The 15437-nt window shown below is 43.8% G+C and carries 15 protein-coding genes and 2 pseudogenes; 12 read left to right on the top strand and 5 right to left on the bottom strand.

Features of this window, described 5'->3' with window-relative positions; genetic code table 11:
- Positions 1–165: 165 nt before the first annotated feature.
- From B5D77_RS25610 to B5D77_RS00505, 10 genes are all read left to right on the top strand, one after another.
- A complete protein-coding gene (locus B5D77_RS25610; RefSeq protein ID WP_157221764.1) occupies positions 166–309 on the top strand; it encodes a hypothetical protein in 144 nt (47 codons plus the stop codon).
- 382 nt (positions 310–691) lie between these two features.
- The gene (locus tag B5D77_RS00545) at positions 692–982 is read left to right on the top strand and encodes a hypothetical protein (protein WP_002783125.1); all 291 of its coding nucleotides are present in this window, start codon (positions 692–694) and stop codon (positions 980–982) included.
- A 429-nt stretch (positions 983–1411) separates the two neighbouring features.
- Positions 1412–2878 carry a cation:proton antiporter gene (locus B5D77_RS00540; protein ID WP_106908067.1) on the top strand — a complete coding sequence of 489 codons (1467 nt, stop codon included), beginning with the start codon at positions 1412–1414 and terminating at the stop codon, positions 2876–2878.
- Between the two features lie 143 nt (positions 2879–3021).
- Entirely contained in the window at positions 3022–3369 is a 348-nt protein-coding gene (locus B5D77_RS00535) for an NADH-quinone oxidoreductase subunit K (RefSeq protein WP_002796737.1), read from the top strand.
- Positions 3366–4802 (top strand): cation:proton antiporter, encoded by a 1437-nt coding sequence (locus B5D77_RS00530; protein ID WP_106908066.1) that lies wholly within the window; start codon positions 3366–3368, stop codon positions 4800–4802. The genes B5D77_RS00535 and B5D77_RS00530 overlap by 4 nt, the downstream gene beginning before the upstream one ends.
- Positions 4799–5182 (top strand): Na+/H+ antiporter subunit E, encoded by a 384-nt coding sequence (locus B5D77_RS00525; protein WP_106908065.1) that lies wholly within the window; start codon positions 4799–4801, stop codon positions 5180–5182. Before B5D77_RS00530 ends, B5D77_RS00525 begins: the two co-directional genes overlap by 4 nt.
- Complete coding sequence (locus B5D77_RS00520; protein WP_002771873.1) at positions 5179–5430, top strand: hypothetical protein; 252 nt, start codon at positions 5179–5181, stop codon at positions 5428–5430. The genes B5D77_RS00525 and B5D77_RS00520 overlap by 4 nt, the downstream gene beginning before the upstream one ends.
- A complete protein-coding gene (locus B5D77_RS00515; RefSeq protein WP_002752066.1) occupies positions 5427–5696 on the top strand; it encodes a monovalent cation/H(+) antiporter subunit G in 270 nt (89 codons plus the stop codon). Before B5D77_RS00520 ends, B5D77_RS00515 begins: the two co-directional genes overlap by 4 nt.
- A gap of 8 nt (positions 5697–5704) precedes the next feature.
- Complete coding sequence (locus B5D77_RS00510; RefSeq protein WP_008201860.1) at positions 5705–6247, top strand: DUF4040 domain-containing protein; 543 nt, start codon at positions 5705–5707, stop codon at positions 6245–6247.
- Positions 6247–6909 carry a Na(+)/H(+) antiporter subunit B gene (locus tag B5D77_RS00505; protein ID WP_008201880.1) on the top strand — a complete coding sequence of 221 codons (663 nt, stop codon included), beginning with the start codon at positions 6247–6249 and terminating at the stop codon, positions 6907–6909. Before B5D77_RS00510 ends, B5D77_RS00505 begins: the two co-directional genes overlap by 1 nt.
- A gap of 322 nt (positions 6910–7231) precedes the next feature.
- Here B5D77_RS00505 and B5D77_RS00500 read toward each other — a convergent pair.
- Positions 7232–9392 (bottom strand): annotated as a pseudogene (locus B5D77_RS00500) (EF-hand domain-containing protein).
- 371 nt (positions 9393–9763) lie between these two features.
- On the opposite strand from B5D77_RS00500, the gene lepB reads away from it, so the two are divergent.
- Entirely contained in the window at positions 9764–10366 is a 603-nt protein-coding gene (lepB, locus tag B5D77_RS00495) for a signal peptidase I (protein WP_106908064.1), read from the top strand.
- 53 nt (positions 10367–10419) lie between these two features.
- Here lepB and B5D77_RS00490 read toward each other — a convergent pair whose 3' ends face one another.
- From B5D77_RS00490 to B5D77_RS00480, 3 genes are all read right to left on the bottom strand, one after another.
- A complete protein-coding gene (locus B5D77_RS00490; protein ID WP_172456653.1) occupies positions 10420–11391 on the bottom strand; it encodes a ribose-phosphate pyrophosphokinase in 972 nt (323 codons plus the stop codon).
- A 204-nt stretch (positions 11392–11595) separates the two neighbouring features.
- The gene (gene typA, locus B5D77_RS00485; RefSeq protein ID WP_106908063.1) at positions 11596–13389 is read right to left on the bottom strand and encodes a translational GTPase TypA; all 1794 of its coding nucleotides are present in this window, start codon (positions 13387–13389) and stop codon (positions 11596–11598) included.
- A gap of 164 nt (positions 13390–13553) precedes the next feature.
- The gene (locus tag B5D77_RS00480) at positions 13554–14258 is read right to left on the bottom strand and encodes a DUF1997 domain-containing protein (RefSeq protein ID WP_008201890.1); all 705 of its coding nucleotides are present in this window, start codon (positions 14256–14258) and stop codon (positions 13554–13556) included.
- 124 nt (positions 14259–14382) lie between these two features.
- On the opposite strand from B5D77_RS00480, the gene B5D77_RS00475 reads away from it, so the two are divergent.
- Positions 14383–15042, top strand: coding sequence for an SDR family oxidoreductase (locus B5D77_RS00475; protein WP_008201892.1), 660 nt, complete (start codon positions 14383–14385; stop codon positions 15040–15042).
- 7 nt (positions 15043–15049) lie between these two features.
- Here B5D77_RS00475 and B5D77_RS27870 read toward each other — a convergent pair.
- Positions 15050–15316 (bottom strand): annotated as a pseudogene (locus B5D77_RS27870) (Uma2 family endonuclease); the annotation flags it as partial.
- Between the last annotated feature and the right edge of the window lie 121 nt (positions 15317–15437).

The raw sequence follows: 15437 nt of genomic DNA, 5'->3' as shown, positions 1-15437 counted from the left end.
TAGTGGGAAGTTAAAGTTAAAGTTGGATTGGGAGTTAATCATGCTATTAAAAACGGATTTGCTATGATTGGTCAGAGGGACGTTTGCCTCAATCCAGAACATATAGTTCGGAGATTCCAAGGTTAACAACCTGCTACCCCCTGTAGTGCTTAGAGGTGATTAGAAATGTCAAATAATACACCTAAATTGCTAGATGTCATAGCCTTAACCATTGACCTTCCTGTGGCCACCCGAAAAATTCTTGATCAATTGGCACTTGATCGAGGACAATTATCAGTATTCCTGCGCTCAATCAAGAGCGTGCCTTAGCGACTCTGGTTCCACATACGACAACCCCTCGTGGTTCAAGATTTGAAGTGAAAGTCCAAGCTCGCTTCCTTAGAGATCGTTACAATTCCCCATGCAAACCTTTTACGTAAATTAGGAAATCTGACATCTGAGCAAATGATGGAGGTTGATAATGTGTTACTTTTTTGGCTAGGGTTTGAAGAGAGGAATGATCAAGAAAGCGAAGATTAGTCTGTGCGCTAGTTGCAGCGGAAACATAATCAATCGTTAGGGTTTGCGGCAAAAAGTTTTTCGTGGGGTGTGGGGTGTTTAGGTTTATTCAGCAAGCCCTAAATACAATCGAATCCCTATATAATTATTCTAGTATGAGAACATGAGTTGTTCTTAAGGAGCTATCTAAGTCATGACGATCACTATAGAAGATTTGCTGTTATCTTTGCCGCTAGTTAGCAGTGAAGAAATGTTAGCTGGAATGAGTTTTATTAAAAGAGTGATTGTAATTCTGGACTCTAACATTTTAAGCTTATTAGTAACCCCGATCGGTGAAGACTGGCCAGAAGATCAAAAGTTATTTACAGAAGTTTATCAATGTACCGAATGGTTTTATCGTCTGCTGGCAAGAGGAGCTTTTCTGACTTCATCTGATCTATGTGATTATGAGGTTAGACGAGAAGTAAAAGCGTGCAAGAATTAGATAAGTTAAGGAATGTAATTAAGTTTCATAAAGTCAGTTTTATTTTACTACAAAAAGCCGCTTATCTTTGGGCTGAAAAGTTAAAGAAAATATTGATATAGATTGTATCCTATCGGCTCAATGGTCTCTAATCAAAGAAAAATATCCCAGTCGTCGGGTTATTATTGCTACCAAAAATATCAAAGATTTCCAAAACATTACTGATTGCTCCCTCTGGCAAGATATACATTATTAAAGCGCAACCGCTTGCTTTTATTTTTTTCAATAATAATTATAGATCCAAAACAATCTATTTGCCACCCAAAAAATTCTTGATCAATAGGACTCGATCGAGGATAATTAGAGAAAGTATCTTTGCTGGTGAAATTGAGCAGATTAGTCTAGGAAAACCCTGCCCTAGACAAAGTAAAGATCAGAAAATCCTACACCATGAATACTCTAACGATCGCTTGGATAAGTTTACCCTTTTTGAGCGGCTTTATTGGCTATTTACTGTCTCGCTGGGCTAAATATCTGTCCTTAATTACTTCTATTATCTCTCTCGCCTATTCTCTCCTTTTATTTAGCCAATCCTCCCCCATAACCCTCAACCTACTGGATAATTATGGCGTGAAACTGGTAGCCGATCAGTTAAGTGCCTATTTTATCCTCACCAATGCCCTGGTGACCATGGCGGTGATCTTTTATAATTGGGAAAGTAGCAAAACCGCCTTTTTTTACGCCCAAGCTATCATTCTCCACGGCAGCATTAATTCTGTCTTCGTCTGTGAGGATTTTATTAGCGTTTACGTTGCCCTAGAGGTAATTAGTATTGCCGCTTTTCTGGTGATTGCCTACCCTCGCAGCGATCGCTCTCTCTGGGTTGCCCTGCGTTATCTGTTTATCAGCAATGTGGCGATGTTATTTTACCTTATTGGCGCAGTTTTAGTCTATAAAGCCAATAATTCCTTTGCTTTTGCTGGTTTAAAGGGCGCACCTCCCGAAGCCTTGGCTTTAATCTTCATGGGATTATTAGTCAAAGGGGGAATCTTTGTCTCGGGATTATGGCTACCGATGACACACTCGGAATCGGAAACCTCCGTCTCGGCGCTGATGTCGGGGGTGGTGGTAAAAGCTGGCATTTTTCCCCTCCTGCGCTGTGCTTTAATCCTAGAGGATTTAGATGTCCTAATTCGGCTTTTAGGGGTGCTAACAGCGATTTTTGGCGTATCCTACGCAGTGTTTGAAAAGGATAGCAAGCGGATGTTAGCCTTTAGCACGATCGTGCAGCTGGGTTTTATTTTGGCTGCCCCACCGGTGAGCGGTTTTTATACCCTTACCCACGGATTAGTTAAATCTTCCCTATTTCTGTTAGTGGGAGTTTTACCCAGTCGCAATTTTAAAGAATTACAGCAACAAGCGATCCCTAATTCCCTCTGGATTGCTATTGTTATCGCCAGTTTTTCCATCTCTGGATTCCCATTATTATCCGGTTTTGGGGCAAAAGCGTTAACGATGAAAAATTTATTACCTTGGCAAGAGGTAGCCATCAATTTAGCAGCCGTAGGTACAGCGATCGCCACTGCTAAATTTATCTTTTTACCCCACACAAAAGTTTCCACTGGGAGAAAGTTAACCTTGAGTGGTTGGTTAGGAATAATACTATTGTTAACTGCCTTGTTTATAGCCAATGCTGTCTATTTCGATGCCTACAATCTGGGCAATATCAGCAAAGCTTTAGGGATTATTGCTATCGGTTGGGGGTTGTATCTAGGGATATTTAAAAAGCTGTCCTTACAATTATCAACAGCTGGGGAACAATTTGATAATCTCGTCGGTATGATGGCTGTTATGTTAATGCTTTTGTTCTCTCTAATCCTAGCCCAATTAGCTCCCTCATTCCTAGCTTTTAGCTAATACTAACTATAGATCTTCACCAATTTACCAATTATTCAAGGGAGAAGCGGCAAAGCCTGAGAATTTTTTGATCAATTGGGACTCGATCGAGGATAATTAGAAAAAGTATTTTGACTCATAACCAAATCTAATCAAGAAGCCCAGTGACGATTCCCCTGCTAGAGTTGTTTGTATTCGCCACCGTTTTGTGCGGATTTTTAGGAACATTCCTGAAAAAAAACTTAATCATGAAGATTATCGCCATGGATGTCATGAGTACGGGCGTTATCGCCTACTATGTGGTGATTTCTTCCCGTGACGGTTTATTTACTCCCATCCTCGGTACAGTTAAACAGCAAAATTACGCCGATCCTGTACCCCAAGCAGTGATTTTAACAGCGATCGTCATCGGTTTTTCCATTCAGGCGTTAATGCTGGTGGGAGTGATGAAATTAGCCAAAGATAACCCCACCCTCGACAGCAGCGAGATAGAAAAAAATAACACACCATGAATACTTTAACGATCGCTTGGATAAGTTTACCCTTTTTGATCGGCTTTATCATCTATTTATTGCCGCGATTAGACAAATATCTGGCTCTCGCCGCCACTATTATCTCTCTCGCCTATTCTCTCCTTCTATTTAGCCAATCCTCCCCCATAACCCTTAACCTACTGGATAATTATGGCGTGAAACTGGTAGCCGATCAGTTAAGTGCCTATTTTATCCTCACTAATGCCCTGGTGACCATGGCGGTGATCTTTTATAACTGGGAAAGTAGCAAAACCGCCTTTTTTTACGCCCAAGCTATCATTCTCCACGGCAGCATTAATTCTGTCTTCGTCTGTGAGGATTTTATTAGCGTTTACGTTGCCCTAGAGGTAATTAGTATTGCCGCTTTTCTGATGATTGCCTATCCTCGCAGCGATCGCTCTCTCTGGGTTGCCCTGCGTTATCTGTTTATCAGCAATGTGGCGATGTTATTTTACCTTATTGGCGCAGTTTTAGTCTATAAAGCCAATAATTCCTTTGCTTTTGCTGGTTTAAAGGGCGCACCTCCCGAAGCCTTGGCTTTAATCTTCATGGGATTATTAGTCAAAGGGGGAATCTTTGTCTCGGGATTATGGCTACCGATGACACACTCGGAATCGGAAACCTCCGTCTCGGCGCTGATGTCGGGGGTGGTGGTAAAAGCTGGCATTTTTCCCCTCCTGCGCTGTGCTTTAATCCTAGAGGATTTAGATGTCCTAATTCGGCTTTTCGGGGTGCTAACGGCGATTTTTGGCGTGTCATACGCAGTGTTTGAAAAGGATAGCAAGCGGATGTTAGCCTTCCATACTATTTCCCAGTTAGGTTTTATTTTAGCTGCCCCGGTAGTCAGTGGTTTTTATACCCTTACCCACGGTTTAGTTAAATCTTGCCTATTTCTGTTAGCGGGAGTTTTACCCAGTCGCAATTTTAAAGAATTACAGCAACAATCGATCCCTAATTCCCTCTGGATTGCCCTAGTGGTTGCTAGTTTTTCTATCTCTGGATTCCCCCTATTATCCGGTTTTGGGGCGAAAGCGTTAACGATGAAAAATTTAGTCCCCTGGCAAGAGATTATGATCAATCTTGTGGCGGTGGGGACGGCGATTTCCTTTGCTAAATTTATCTTTTTACCCCACGCAGGTGGCGAAAGTAAACAGAAGCTAACTATCGGTTTCTGGACAGCAATAATTCTGCTCCTTGCCGCCCTATTTTTATCCAATGCCGTTTATGTTGAAGCTTATAATCTGCCCAATATTATCAAAGCTTTAGCCGTCATCGGTGCGGGGTGGTGGTTATATCTGGGAGTTTTCAAAAAGTTATCCCTAAAATTATCGCGAGCCTGGGAACAATTTGATAATCTCATTGGTATGATGAGTATAATGTTAGTTCTATTATTTTGGATGGTTTTAGCATGATCGGACATATAATTCTGCGTTTAACTATGTGGTTTTTACTCACCGCTAATTTTACCCCCGCTAATATTATGATCGGGGTGGCTATTGCTTTTGTTTTACCCCGTAATTTCGCCTCTAGCGAAACTTTAGGCGATTGGTTAAAGGTAATAATTAAAGTCTTTCTGGCTATTCCCCAAGCTTATAAGGAAGCGTTTGAAATTATCTTTCGTCCCCACAAGGAAGAAGAAATTATTTTAGAGAGAATTTCGGGTAAACGTTCACCCAGATTGGCTTTTTGGGATATATTTCTCATTACCTTTACCCCGAAAACTATCGTCACCGAATACAAGGAAAATGAGGGTTATGAAGTTCATGTAATTAAACGGAGTTCCCAGGGATGAATATTGTTCTCATTGCCATGATTGTCGCCCTATTAATTCCCCTTTATGAAGTGGCAAGAAATGATGACATCTGGCAAAAAATGGCCGCCTTTGCCAGTGCTTCCAGTAAATCATCGATTATTATTCTAGTGGTGTCAGTTCTGCGGGATGATTGGATGATTGGAGTGGTAGCAGTGATTATTCTCAGTGTCGGTAATGCCGGCTTTATGTTATTAGCACAAATTCTTAAACGATTGAACGAATCATGATTGACATTTTCAGTTATATCTGCATCGCTATCGGAGTGTTTTTCTGGTTTTGGGGAACGGCGCATCTTTTAGACAAGCGCTCGGTATTATATAAATTACATGGTCTATCTGTCGCTGATACCTTGGGTTCTATGGCGATTATTTTCGGGCTACTTTTGAAAGTTCCCCAAAATTGGCCTTTATTATTATTGGCAATAATTTCCCTAGCAATTTGGAACACCATGTTAGGCTACGTTTTAGCTTATACTTCTAGCGATCGAGAGTAGAATTAAAGATGAATGAAAGTTATCTCTATGTTATTGTTGCCCTCTTGCCTTTAACTGCGGCGATGGTGATGTTACAATCTAATCCCTACCAAGCTTTAGTAATTCGCGGGGTTTTAGGGGCAATAGCCGCTTTAGTTTATGCTTTATTAGGGGCGGCAGATGTATCTTTAACCGAAGCTTTGATGGGAACCATGTTAGCCGTAACTCTCTACGCGGTGGCGATTCGTTCCTCTTTAGTGATGCGTTTAGGAGTAATTGCCGAGGAAACCGATACAGTTTTAGAACAGTTAAAAACTCAACTACAAACGGTTTTAAGTAAGCGTTTTATGCGTTTAGAATTAGTTGCCTACAGTGATAAACAAGCTTTGCAACAGGCACTTAGGGATAAAGATGTTCATGCCGTCTGTATCCGTCAAGACAATCCAGAAACCATCCCCTACGAAACCACAATTAGATTACCCTATCTCTACGATATTTTTAAAAATGAATTAACGGCAGCAAACACGATTTTAACCTGTATTGAAACCCCCAAATTAGAGGAGAAACACTAATGAAATGGATTTACACTCTAGCCGCCATTGCCTTCGCTGTCAAAATGGTAATTATTCCCAATACTGCTTCCTCTATATCATCCTTAGAAATTGTTGAATCCCTAGTGCGCGACGGCGGTGTTCCTAATGCGGTTTCGGTGGTTATTTTTCGTAATCGTCTTTACGATACCATCTATGAAGTGATTGTTTTTACCATTGCCATTATGGGGGCGAATTTTCTTCTAGCCACCGAAAAACCCGCCAGTAAAATCCATCAATTTACCGACCAACCTTCAATTATTTTAGCCCGTTTGGGGGCAACAATTGCCGCTTTAGTGGGCATTGAATTAGCTATCCGCGGACATTTAAGTCCGGGGGGAGGTTTTGCCGCCGGAGTCGCCGGAGGTACGGCAATTGGTTTAATAGCCATTACCTCGTCTCCCGAATGGATGCAAGCAATTTATCGCCGTTGGCAAGCGGCAACATGGGAGAAAATTTCCGTCTTAGTTTTTATTGTTTTAGCCGCCATTACTCTCTCAGGATTTGAGTTACCCCACGGGGAATTAGGAGCGCTATTTAGTGGCGGTATTTTACCGATACTAAATATTTTAGTCGCCGTTAAAGTAGCTTTAGGTTCCTGGGCAGTAATCCTCGTTTTTATCCGCTATCGCGGTTTATTGTGAAGCGTAGATGGACAAATAGAAATAAAGTTGCTTAAAAAAGCTTGACAAAATCCCTCAACTTGCCTTATACTTTCTAGTATAATGGGAATCCGTGCCTGCCTGCGAACAGCTATTTTTTAAAAGAATTAAAGGAGTCAGGGAAAATAAAGGCTCTCCCAGCTTTGGTGGGTAAAATGTATTCTAAGATACATTTCTCAAGAGCGAGGGGGTGGAACGAACCACAAAGACACAAAGGACACAAAGATCGATCGATCCTATGTCAATTAAACTTATCACACAGAACCTAGAAGAGCCAAATAAAGACTCCTTCGTTGAAGACAGTTTATTTGTGGAATTGGTGGAGTAGATCGCGAAATTCCGGAAAACTAATCTGATTATCGCGACTTGTATCGGCCTGTTGTAACATAGCTTCGATTTCCTTGTCTGTCACCCCCGGTTCGATCGCCTGAAGACAAGCTTTTAACTCCTCAAGGCTAATTTGTCCAGAGCTATCACTATCGAATAGCTGGAATCTTTCCAATAAAATCCTCTCCTGTTGCTCACGATCGCTGTCACTACTAAAAGATAGACGATCGAAGACCTGAAAAGCGCGGGCGATATTTTGCCATAATTGGACGGTGGAGAATCGTTTCTTCCTCCTGACCGGTAACTCTGTACTGGCGACGCAAAGACTCGACAGTTTCCGTTTCCGCGGCCGGCAATTCCGTCAATAAATGCTCGATCGCCTCCCTGGAACTCTTACCGGTTAACACTTCCAGCAATTCCGATCCCACCTTGCGATCGGGGTCTTTTTTCCAAGTCACCAAGAGACTTTCCAACAAAGCATCGCGATAACTCTGCAAACGTAACCAATCCTCGCGACTATACTGCTTTTCCGGATCGAGAAGTTCGGCCGATTCCACACCCAACTCCGTTAGAATTGCTTGATGTTCTGCCTCGGTAATCGTCAACTCTAGGCGCATTTGTTGGAGGATTTCGAGGCTGTGGCCGAAGTCAGTATATCCCTCCTCCAAAGCCTCTTTTAACACGGCTTTATAGGCTTTTAAACGCTTCTGGTGGGTGAAATCCGGCAGTATCTTGGCCAATACATACACCTCATCCGCGTGCAAAGCTTCCAGCGATCGCCCATCGAGATATTTAGCTGTATCGAGACCCAGTTTACCCAACTGTTTACGCAATCTTCCCGCTAGTCCTTCCCGTTGGTAACGACTGGGATCCCGCATCCAAGTGCGATATAACCATAAACTACTCAAAACCGCCAGTAAAATACTAGCCAAATAATGCCAAAATTTTGGCAAAAGATTAATAAAAGGACGACCACCGAAAATAAAGAAGAAATTGAAAATCAGAAAAGTTCCGACAGTAAAGACGCGGTGACGGATAATTTCTGTAGTTAAAGGCGACTTTTTGCGAATTCTATCGACTTTGTAGGCATTTTCAACTTTTTTACCGAGAAAGTAACCCAAAAAAGTGCAGATTGCCAAAGTTAAGGGGACAGCTACCAACTTCGGAATCGCAATTGCCTGACCGGCAAGATAAAAACCCGGTTTAAGGAGGGATTCTAGTTGATTTTCGTCGTGCGCCCAAGCTCCGGAGAAATAATAGTCCCAATTGCCAGCATAAAGGTAATAATAGATAAAATAGCCAAAAACTAAGCCAAAATAACCGTAATAAAGCCATTGGCGATCGCTGTTATTAATCTCATCCCAATAGGACCTTTCCGCATCGATATCGATACAGGGACTTTGACAGGCAACACAAGCACTTTGTTCGCTACCATCTTCTCGGACAATACGACACATGGATTGAGTAATCCCACTGCGACTGTCTTCGTGAGCGGTACTATTTAGTAAACCCCTCGGTTCACCGTAAATCCTTTGAACTGGACTCATGGGACAGAAATAGTTACACCAAGATTTGCCCCCATACCAGTAACCCACAAAGATCGCCGCTAGAATAGTCAAGATTAAAAAGCTACCCAAGACTAAGCGATCGGAATCATAAAAGAGAATCCGTCCGCATAAACCCAAAAATAACAGACTGAATTGTAGATAGAGATAATTCCGAGCTAACCAAGAGTTTTTCGGCACTTTATAGATTTCAGAGCGGACTTTTCCCGATTTATCGGTCTGTTTTTTCTGACGCTGTTTACCCAAAGCGCGTGGTATTTGAGAAAGAAAGGATAAAGGACAGATCCGCCGCCAGAGTTCGTGACCGAATACTAATAAGATAAAAATGCCACTAGGAACCACTATTCCCCAAAAAATCGGCGCACCTAACTGATAGGAGGATTGGGGTAGGCAAACCCCCTGCACTTTAATGCAGACATCGGGATCAACTCTCAGGGGACTAGCAAGATTATTAGAATCGGTTAATTTTGCCGAAATCGGGTCAAAAAACAGAGAAAATATCAGAATTAACCAAGCGATGGTCACAACCCATCGCAGATAGTGCATTGAGCGTTCGGGAATTTGTGCAAACATATACATATATCTGAGTCAAGTCGTTTTGCTAAATTAATATCCAAGTTTCCAATCGATCATTCGGGAATTTTTGTAAACATCCCAGTGGGTGAAAATGCAGTGGACTAATAACACCAGGCAACAAAGTCAGGCCCCCTCGCGTCCATGATGGTACTAGCACGAGTTTCTATCTCGTCAGCAATGGGACTAATCTTACTTTTTCTACCCCCGAGGAAATTCCCTTTCCAGCAGCAGAATGCGGCCTTGACAAAGTAACATTGATCCGGTAGATGTATGGGGATTGTCTTAAAATATTATCTACGCTGCTACTATCACTAAACTAGAAAATTAAAGAGCGCATTGGCTTAATCCTTCTCAAAAGTTAAAATTCTATGGCTGAAAGCTTGAACCATAAATCCGAAAAACCTTCTCCCCCTCCCGTACCCCAAGAAAACCCTTGGCTAGAAGCAGTTAAAACCATTGTCACGGCTGGAATTTTGGCCTTTGGCATCCGCACTTTTGTGGCTGAGGCCCGTTATATTCCCTCTTCTTCCATGGAACCCACTCTCCAGATTAATGATCGCCTAATTATCGAGAAAGTTAGCTATCATTTTCACAAGCCAGAACGGGGTGATATAGTGGTTTTTAGTCCGACAGCCGCTCTCAAAGCTCAAAATTTTCAGGATGCTTTTATTAAACGGGTGATTGGACTGCCGGGGGATAAGGTGCAAGTCAAAAACGGTTTAGTTTACGTCAACGGTAAAGTTTTAGCGGAAAAGTATATCGCCGAAGAACCTAATTATACTTACGGACCGGTGACAGTTCCCCCCGATCAATATTTGGTTTTGGGCGATAATCGCAATAATAGTTATGATTCCCACGCTTGGGGCTTCGTTCCCCGGGAAAACTTAATCGGTCGCGCTGTGGTGCGTTTTTGGCCCTTCAATCGTCTGGGAGGACTTGACAACCCCGACGCTGCCACAAATCAGAATTAATGTCAAGAAAATAAATATAAAAATTCCCCCTAAAACTAGGGGGATTCGGCCATCTATTTAAACATATTACTCACGGAATTGTCCTCATGGATGCGCCATATTGCCTCACCCAGAATCGGGGCAACCGGCAAGACTTTCAGTTGCGGGAAAAAATGTTCTTGCGGCACGGGAATCGTGTTAGTAACGATCACCTCCTCGACTATGCCACTGGATAAACGCTCGATCGCAGGACCAGAAAAAACCGGATGGGTGGCACAAGCATAAACCTGTCGCGCCCCCTTGGCTTTCAGTAACTGCGCCCCTTGAGCGATCGTACCAGCCGTATCGATCATATCATCGACTAAAACCGCCGTTTTATCCTTAACATCGCCGATCAAGTTCATCACTTCCGCCACATTATGGGTTTGCCGGCGTTTATCAATAATTGCTAGGGGAGCATCACTGAGTTTTTTGGCAAAAGCCCGCGCCCTGGCCACCCCACCCACATCGGGAGAGACGACGACGATATCGGGTAATTGTTTACTGAGAAGATAGTCCACCACCACCGGGGAACCGTAAACGTGATCGAAGGGAATATCGAAATAACCTTGAATTTGGGACGAATGCAAATCCATGGCCAACACGCGACTTGCCCCCGCTTCCGTGATCAGATTAGCCACCAGTTTAGCGGCGATCGATTCCCGGCCGGCGGTTTTGCGATCAGCGCGAGCATAACCATAATAGGGAATTACGGCGGTAATTTGTCGGGCAGAAGCACGACGACAGGCATCAATCATGATTAACAATTCCATCAAATGATCGTTGACGGGATTGCAACAGGGTTGAATTAAATAGACATCGCAGCCCCGGATCGATTCCTGAATCTGGATGTACAATTCACCATCGGCGAAACGTTTACGAATCATCGGACCCACATCCATGCCCAGATAACGGGCTACCTCTTGGGCAAGAGAGACATTAGCGGATCCCGAAAAGAGACGAAGACGATTGCTGTCCGACGCGGCGGGAAACATCGGATGTCGCATCAAAGTAGCAGAATAGCTCACAGCAGATTCTTTACCCTCAAACTCAAGGCACTTTTTTCTATCATCTCAGTTTTGTTGAAAATCTGAGTGGATTTCTTTGTTAGATCTCAATCATAACCAATTACCGATCATCTTCGAGCCATTGCTGCCCCTTTTAGCAGCAACGGCCATGGCAAAATTGCCGCCAGATTTTGTCAAAACCGATTAACGTTTGGCTAACTTTTTCACCGGTAATTTACGCAGACGGATCGATTTCGGGGTAATTTCTACCAACTCATCCGGTCCGATGTATTCCAGGGCGCGTTCGAGACTCATATCCACGGGGGATTGTAACTGAACCAATTCATCCCCGGTGGCGGAACGATGGTTAGTTAACTGTTTAGTTTTGCAGATATTGATCTCCACGTCTTGGGGCCGGTTGCTTTCGCCGATAATCATGTTTTTATACACTTTTGTCCCAGGAGTAATAAAGAATACCCCCCGGTCCTCGGCGTTTTTGAGGGCGTAGAAAGTGGCCACTCCCTCCTCAAAGGCAGTAATCACGCCATTATAACGGGTGGCTAATTCCCCGGAGAAAGGACGATATTCCAGAAAACTATGGTTCATAATCCCCTCACCGCGACTCAGACGGATAAATTCCCCCCGGAAACCGATTAAACCTCGGGACGGAATCACGAATTCCAATTGAGTGCGGCCATTGCTGCCCGTCTGCATATCCTGCATTTCCCCTTTCCGTTGGCCGAGACGTTCGATACTGGAACCCACCGCTTCTTCGGGTACATCTAAAACGAGGTATTCGTAGGGTTCGCAGGGTTGACCGTTAATTTCCCGATAGATAACCTGCGGCTGCGACACTTGGAATTCGTAGCCTTCCCGACGCATGGTTTCGATGAGAATGCCTAAATGCAGTTCTCCCCGGCCCGAAACCAGGAATTTCTCGGCGGAATCACTTTCTTCCACCCGTAGGGCGACGTTAGTTTCTAATTCTCGCATCAGACGATCGCGAATTTGCCGCGAGGTGACAAAAGTGCCTTCCTGACCGGCGAAGGGAGAATCGTTCACCGAGAAGGTCATTTGTAGGGTCGGTTCATCGACTTTAATTAGGGGTAAAGCTTGCGGGTCATCGGCTAAAGTTACCGTTTCCCCGATGTTAGCGTCAGCAAAACCAGCCACAGCAACGATATTACCGGCGCTGGCCTCGTTTAGTTCCACCCGTTTAAGGCCCTCAAAACCAAGAAGTTTTGTTATTTTCCCCTTGACAATTGCGCCCGTATCCTTTACTAAAGCGGCCTGTTGACCGGCTTTAATTACGCCGTTATGGATGCGGCCGATAACGATGCGTCCTAAGTATTCCGAGTAATCGAGGGTGGTTACTTGCAGCTGTAGGGGTTTGTTAACGTCCCCGGCCGGTGGTGGAACGTGGTGTAAAATCGCCTCAAACAGGGGCTGCATATCTTTGTCTTCGTCTTCGAGGCTTTCTTTGGCGAATCCTTGCATCCCGGAAGCGAACAGAGTAGTAAAATCACATTGGTCGTCATCGGCGCCCAGTTCCACAAACAGATCGAAAACTTTGTCCACGGCTAGGTTAGGATCGACATTAGGGCGATCGATTTTATTAACCACGACAATCGGTCTTAATCCCTTTTCTAGGGCTTTTTTCAGCACAAAACGGGTTTGGGGCATCGGCCCTTCGTTAGCATCGACAATCAGGATACAACCGTCCACCATACCTAAAACCCGTTCCACTTCGCCACCAAAGTCGGCGTGACCGGGAGTATCGACGATGTTAATCAGGGTGTCTTGGTAACGAACGGCGGTGTTTTTGGCCAGAATGGTGATACCGCGTTCTCTTTCGAGGTCATTGGAATCCATGACGCAGGTGGGTACATCTTCCCCTTCTCGAAAGATTCCCGACTGTTTGAGGAGTGCATCGACGAGGGTGGTTTTCCCGTGGTCAACGTGAGCAATGATAGCAACGTTACGGATAGGCAGAGACATAAAATATTGAAGTAGTCTTAGGTTTATTTTTACAAGTAAACATTTCTTAATAATTCTAGCTTAGACTGACCAGCACCGTTAGCAAATCTTTATTTTTCCTTGGTTTCCCATCAGCAAGCTCTACTGCTTACTGTTGACAGACACAGCAACAGGCCCCCCAAATACTAGGCAAGCAGCCCCCCCTCGCAAGAGTCGAGACGATAGAAAAGACGACTGGAGGCGGGGGGTAGGGGTAAATTGAAGCTAGAGTGAAAATCCTCTTGAACTTTATAGGTTAACCGGGGGGAAACTTGGCGAACAATTTGCGTCAACAGTTTATCACCGGTTTTTTGGAGAATTGAACGGGGAATCTTATAAATAAACTTGGGAAACTTAACCATAACATCCATATGCAGTTCCCAGGTGACTTGGGTGATAACCGCCGGAATATCCCGTCCCTGTTGCCGAAAAATTGCCTCAATTTCCTGACTAGGAGAAGATAGCGGCATTTCCTCTAGTTTCATAATTGCCTGATAATCCACTAGATAGCCCGAAAACGGTTGATCGGGAATGGGGACACTGCGAGTATGATAGACTCCATTGACGGGAAGTTCCAGAACCACAGCGATTTTCGGCTCCAGTTCATAGCCAAAAGCTCCATATTTACCGATGGTGATAATATAACCATTGTCACCGAAGGGCAGAGTTTTCATCGGTTCGGCACAACGACAAAACCAACCTTCGTGCGCGCCCAGATAATCGGCAACCTTGTCCTGATTGCTATACATATCCATACATCCGGCAAAACGGGTTTGAAAACCGAGAAATTGATTGTCTTCTTTGACTTCTACAGATTTGCGAGCTAGGGAGTTAATGGGGGGACACTGCATGACTTATAAACCTGGAAAATGATACTGTTAGAAAAAGTTGGCGATTAACCGCCAAAGGATCAGGGAAATTTGTAGAATTGAGATTAGTGTAACGTATTGTTAAAAGCTATTTGGTCAAGAAGCGATGAAAGCATTTGTAGCAGGAGCCACAGGGGAAACGGGACGGCGAATCGTTGCCCAATTAGTCGAACGTCAGATTCCCGTGCGCGCTTTGGTGAGAAACCGCGAGAAAGCGGCGGAAATTTTGCCAGCAGGGGTGGAAATCGTCGTCGGAGATGTCCAACAGGCCGATAAGTTAGAGGCACTAATCGCTGATTGTAGCGTTTTGCTATGCGCCACGGGAGCCAGACCGAGCTTTAATCCCACGGAACCTTTGTTAGTGGACTACTTGGGAACTAAAAATCTCATCGATGCCGCCAAAAAGAAAGGAATCGAGCATTTTGTTCTGGTTACTTCCCTCTGTGTATCTAACTTTTTCCATCCCCTCAATCTCTTTTGGTTAATTTTATTCTGGAAAAAACAAGCGGAAGCCTATTTAATCAATAGTGGACTAACCTACACGATTGTGCGCCCCGGCGGCCTTAAAAACGAGGATAATCTTAATGCCATTAAAATGTCATCCGCTGATACCCTTTCTGAGGGCAATATTCCCCGCACGAAAGTGGCCTCGGTTTGCGTAGAATCCCTATTTTATCCCGCCGCTAACAATAAAATTCTCGAAATTGTTGCCCCCTCAGACGCTCCCAATCTCGATTGGTCACAGTTGTTTCAAAGTGTCACCTAAACAGTAATCAGTGAACAGTAATCAGTAAACAGTGATCAGTAATCAGTAAACAGTGAACTGATAACTCAAATCTGGAAACTAAAAACTTATATCTGTTAACGGATAAATGATAACTGATAATGGCGATAGTTCAATCACTAAAATAAACAAAGATAATCTCTTCTTCAGGGTCGATTAACCAACCCACTTGAGTGCCGTGATCTAGACAATAAAGGATATTTTTAACAACTTTAGTCTGATTTTGATCGGGAGAGAGAATTTCAATCAGCCAGTCATACTCAATCCGTTGAGTATAGGCTACATATCAGGAAAGGATAATGCCAGGTTTTGAGAGTCCCAATCCGATTTTCGCAGCATGAACATCGGATTCTAACAGGTCAAAAGCCTTATTTTAA

Origin of the sequence: Microcystis sp. MC19, from assembly GCF_003019735.1 — a bacterium.
Taxonomy (GTDB): Bacteria; Cyanobacteriota; Cyanobacteriia; order Cyanobacteriales; family Microcystaceae; genus Microcystis.
The sequence above is the reverse complement of the archived record's forward strand: the minus strand, read 5'-3'. Positions and strand labels throughout refer to the sequence as shown.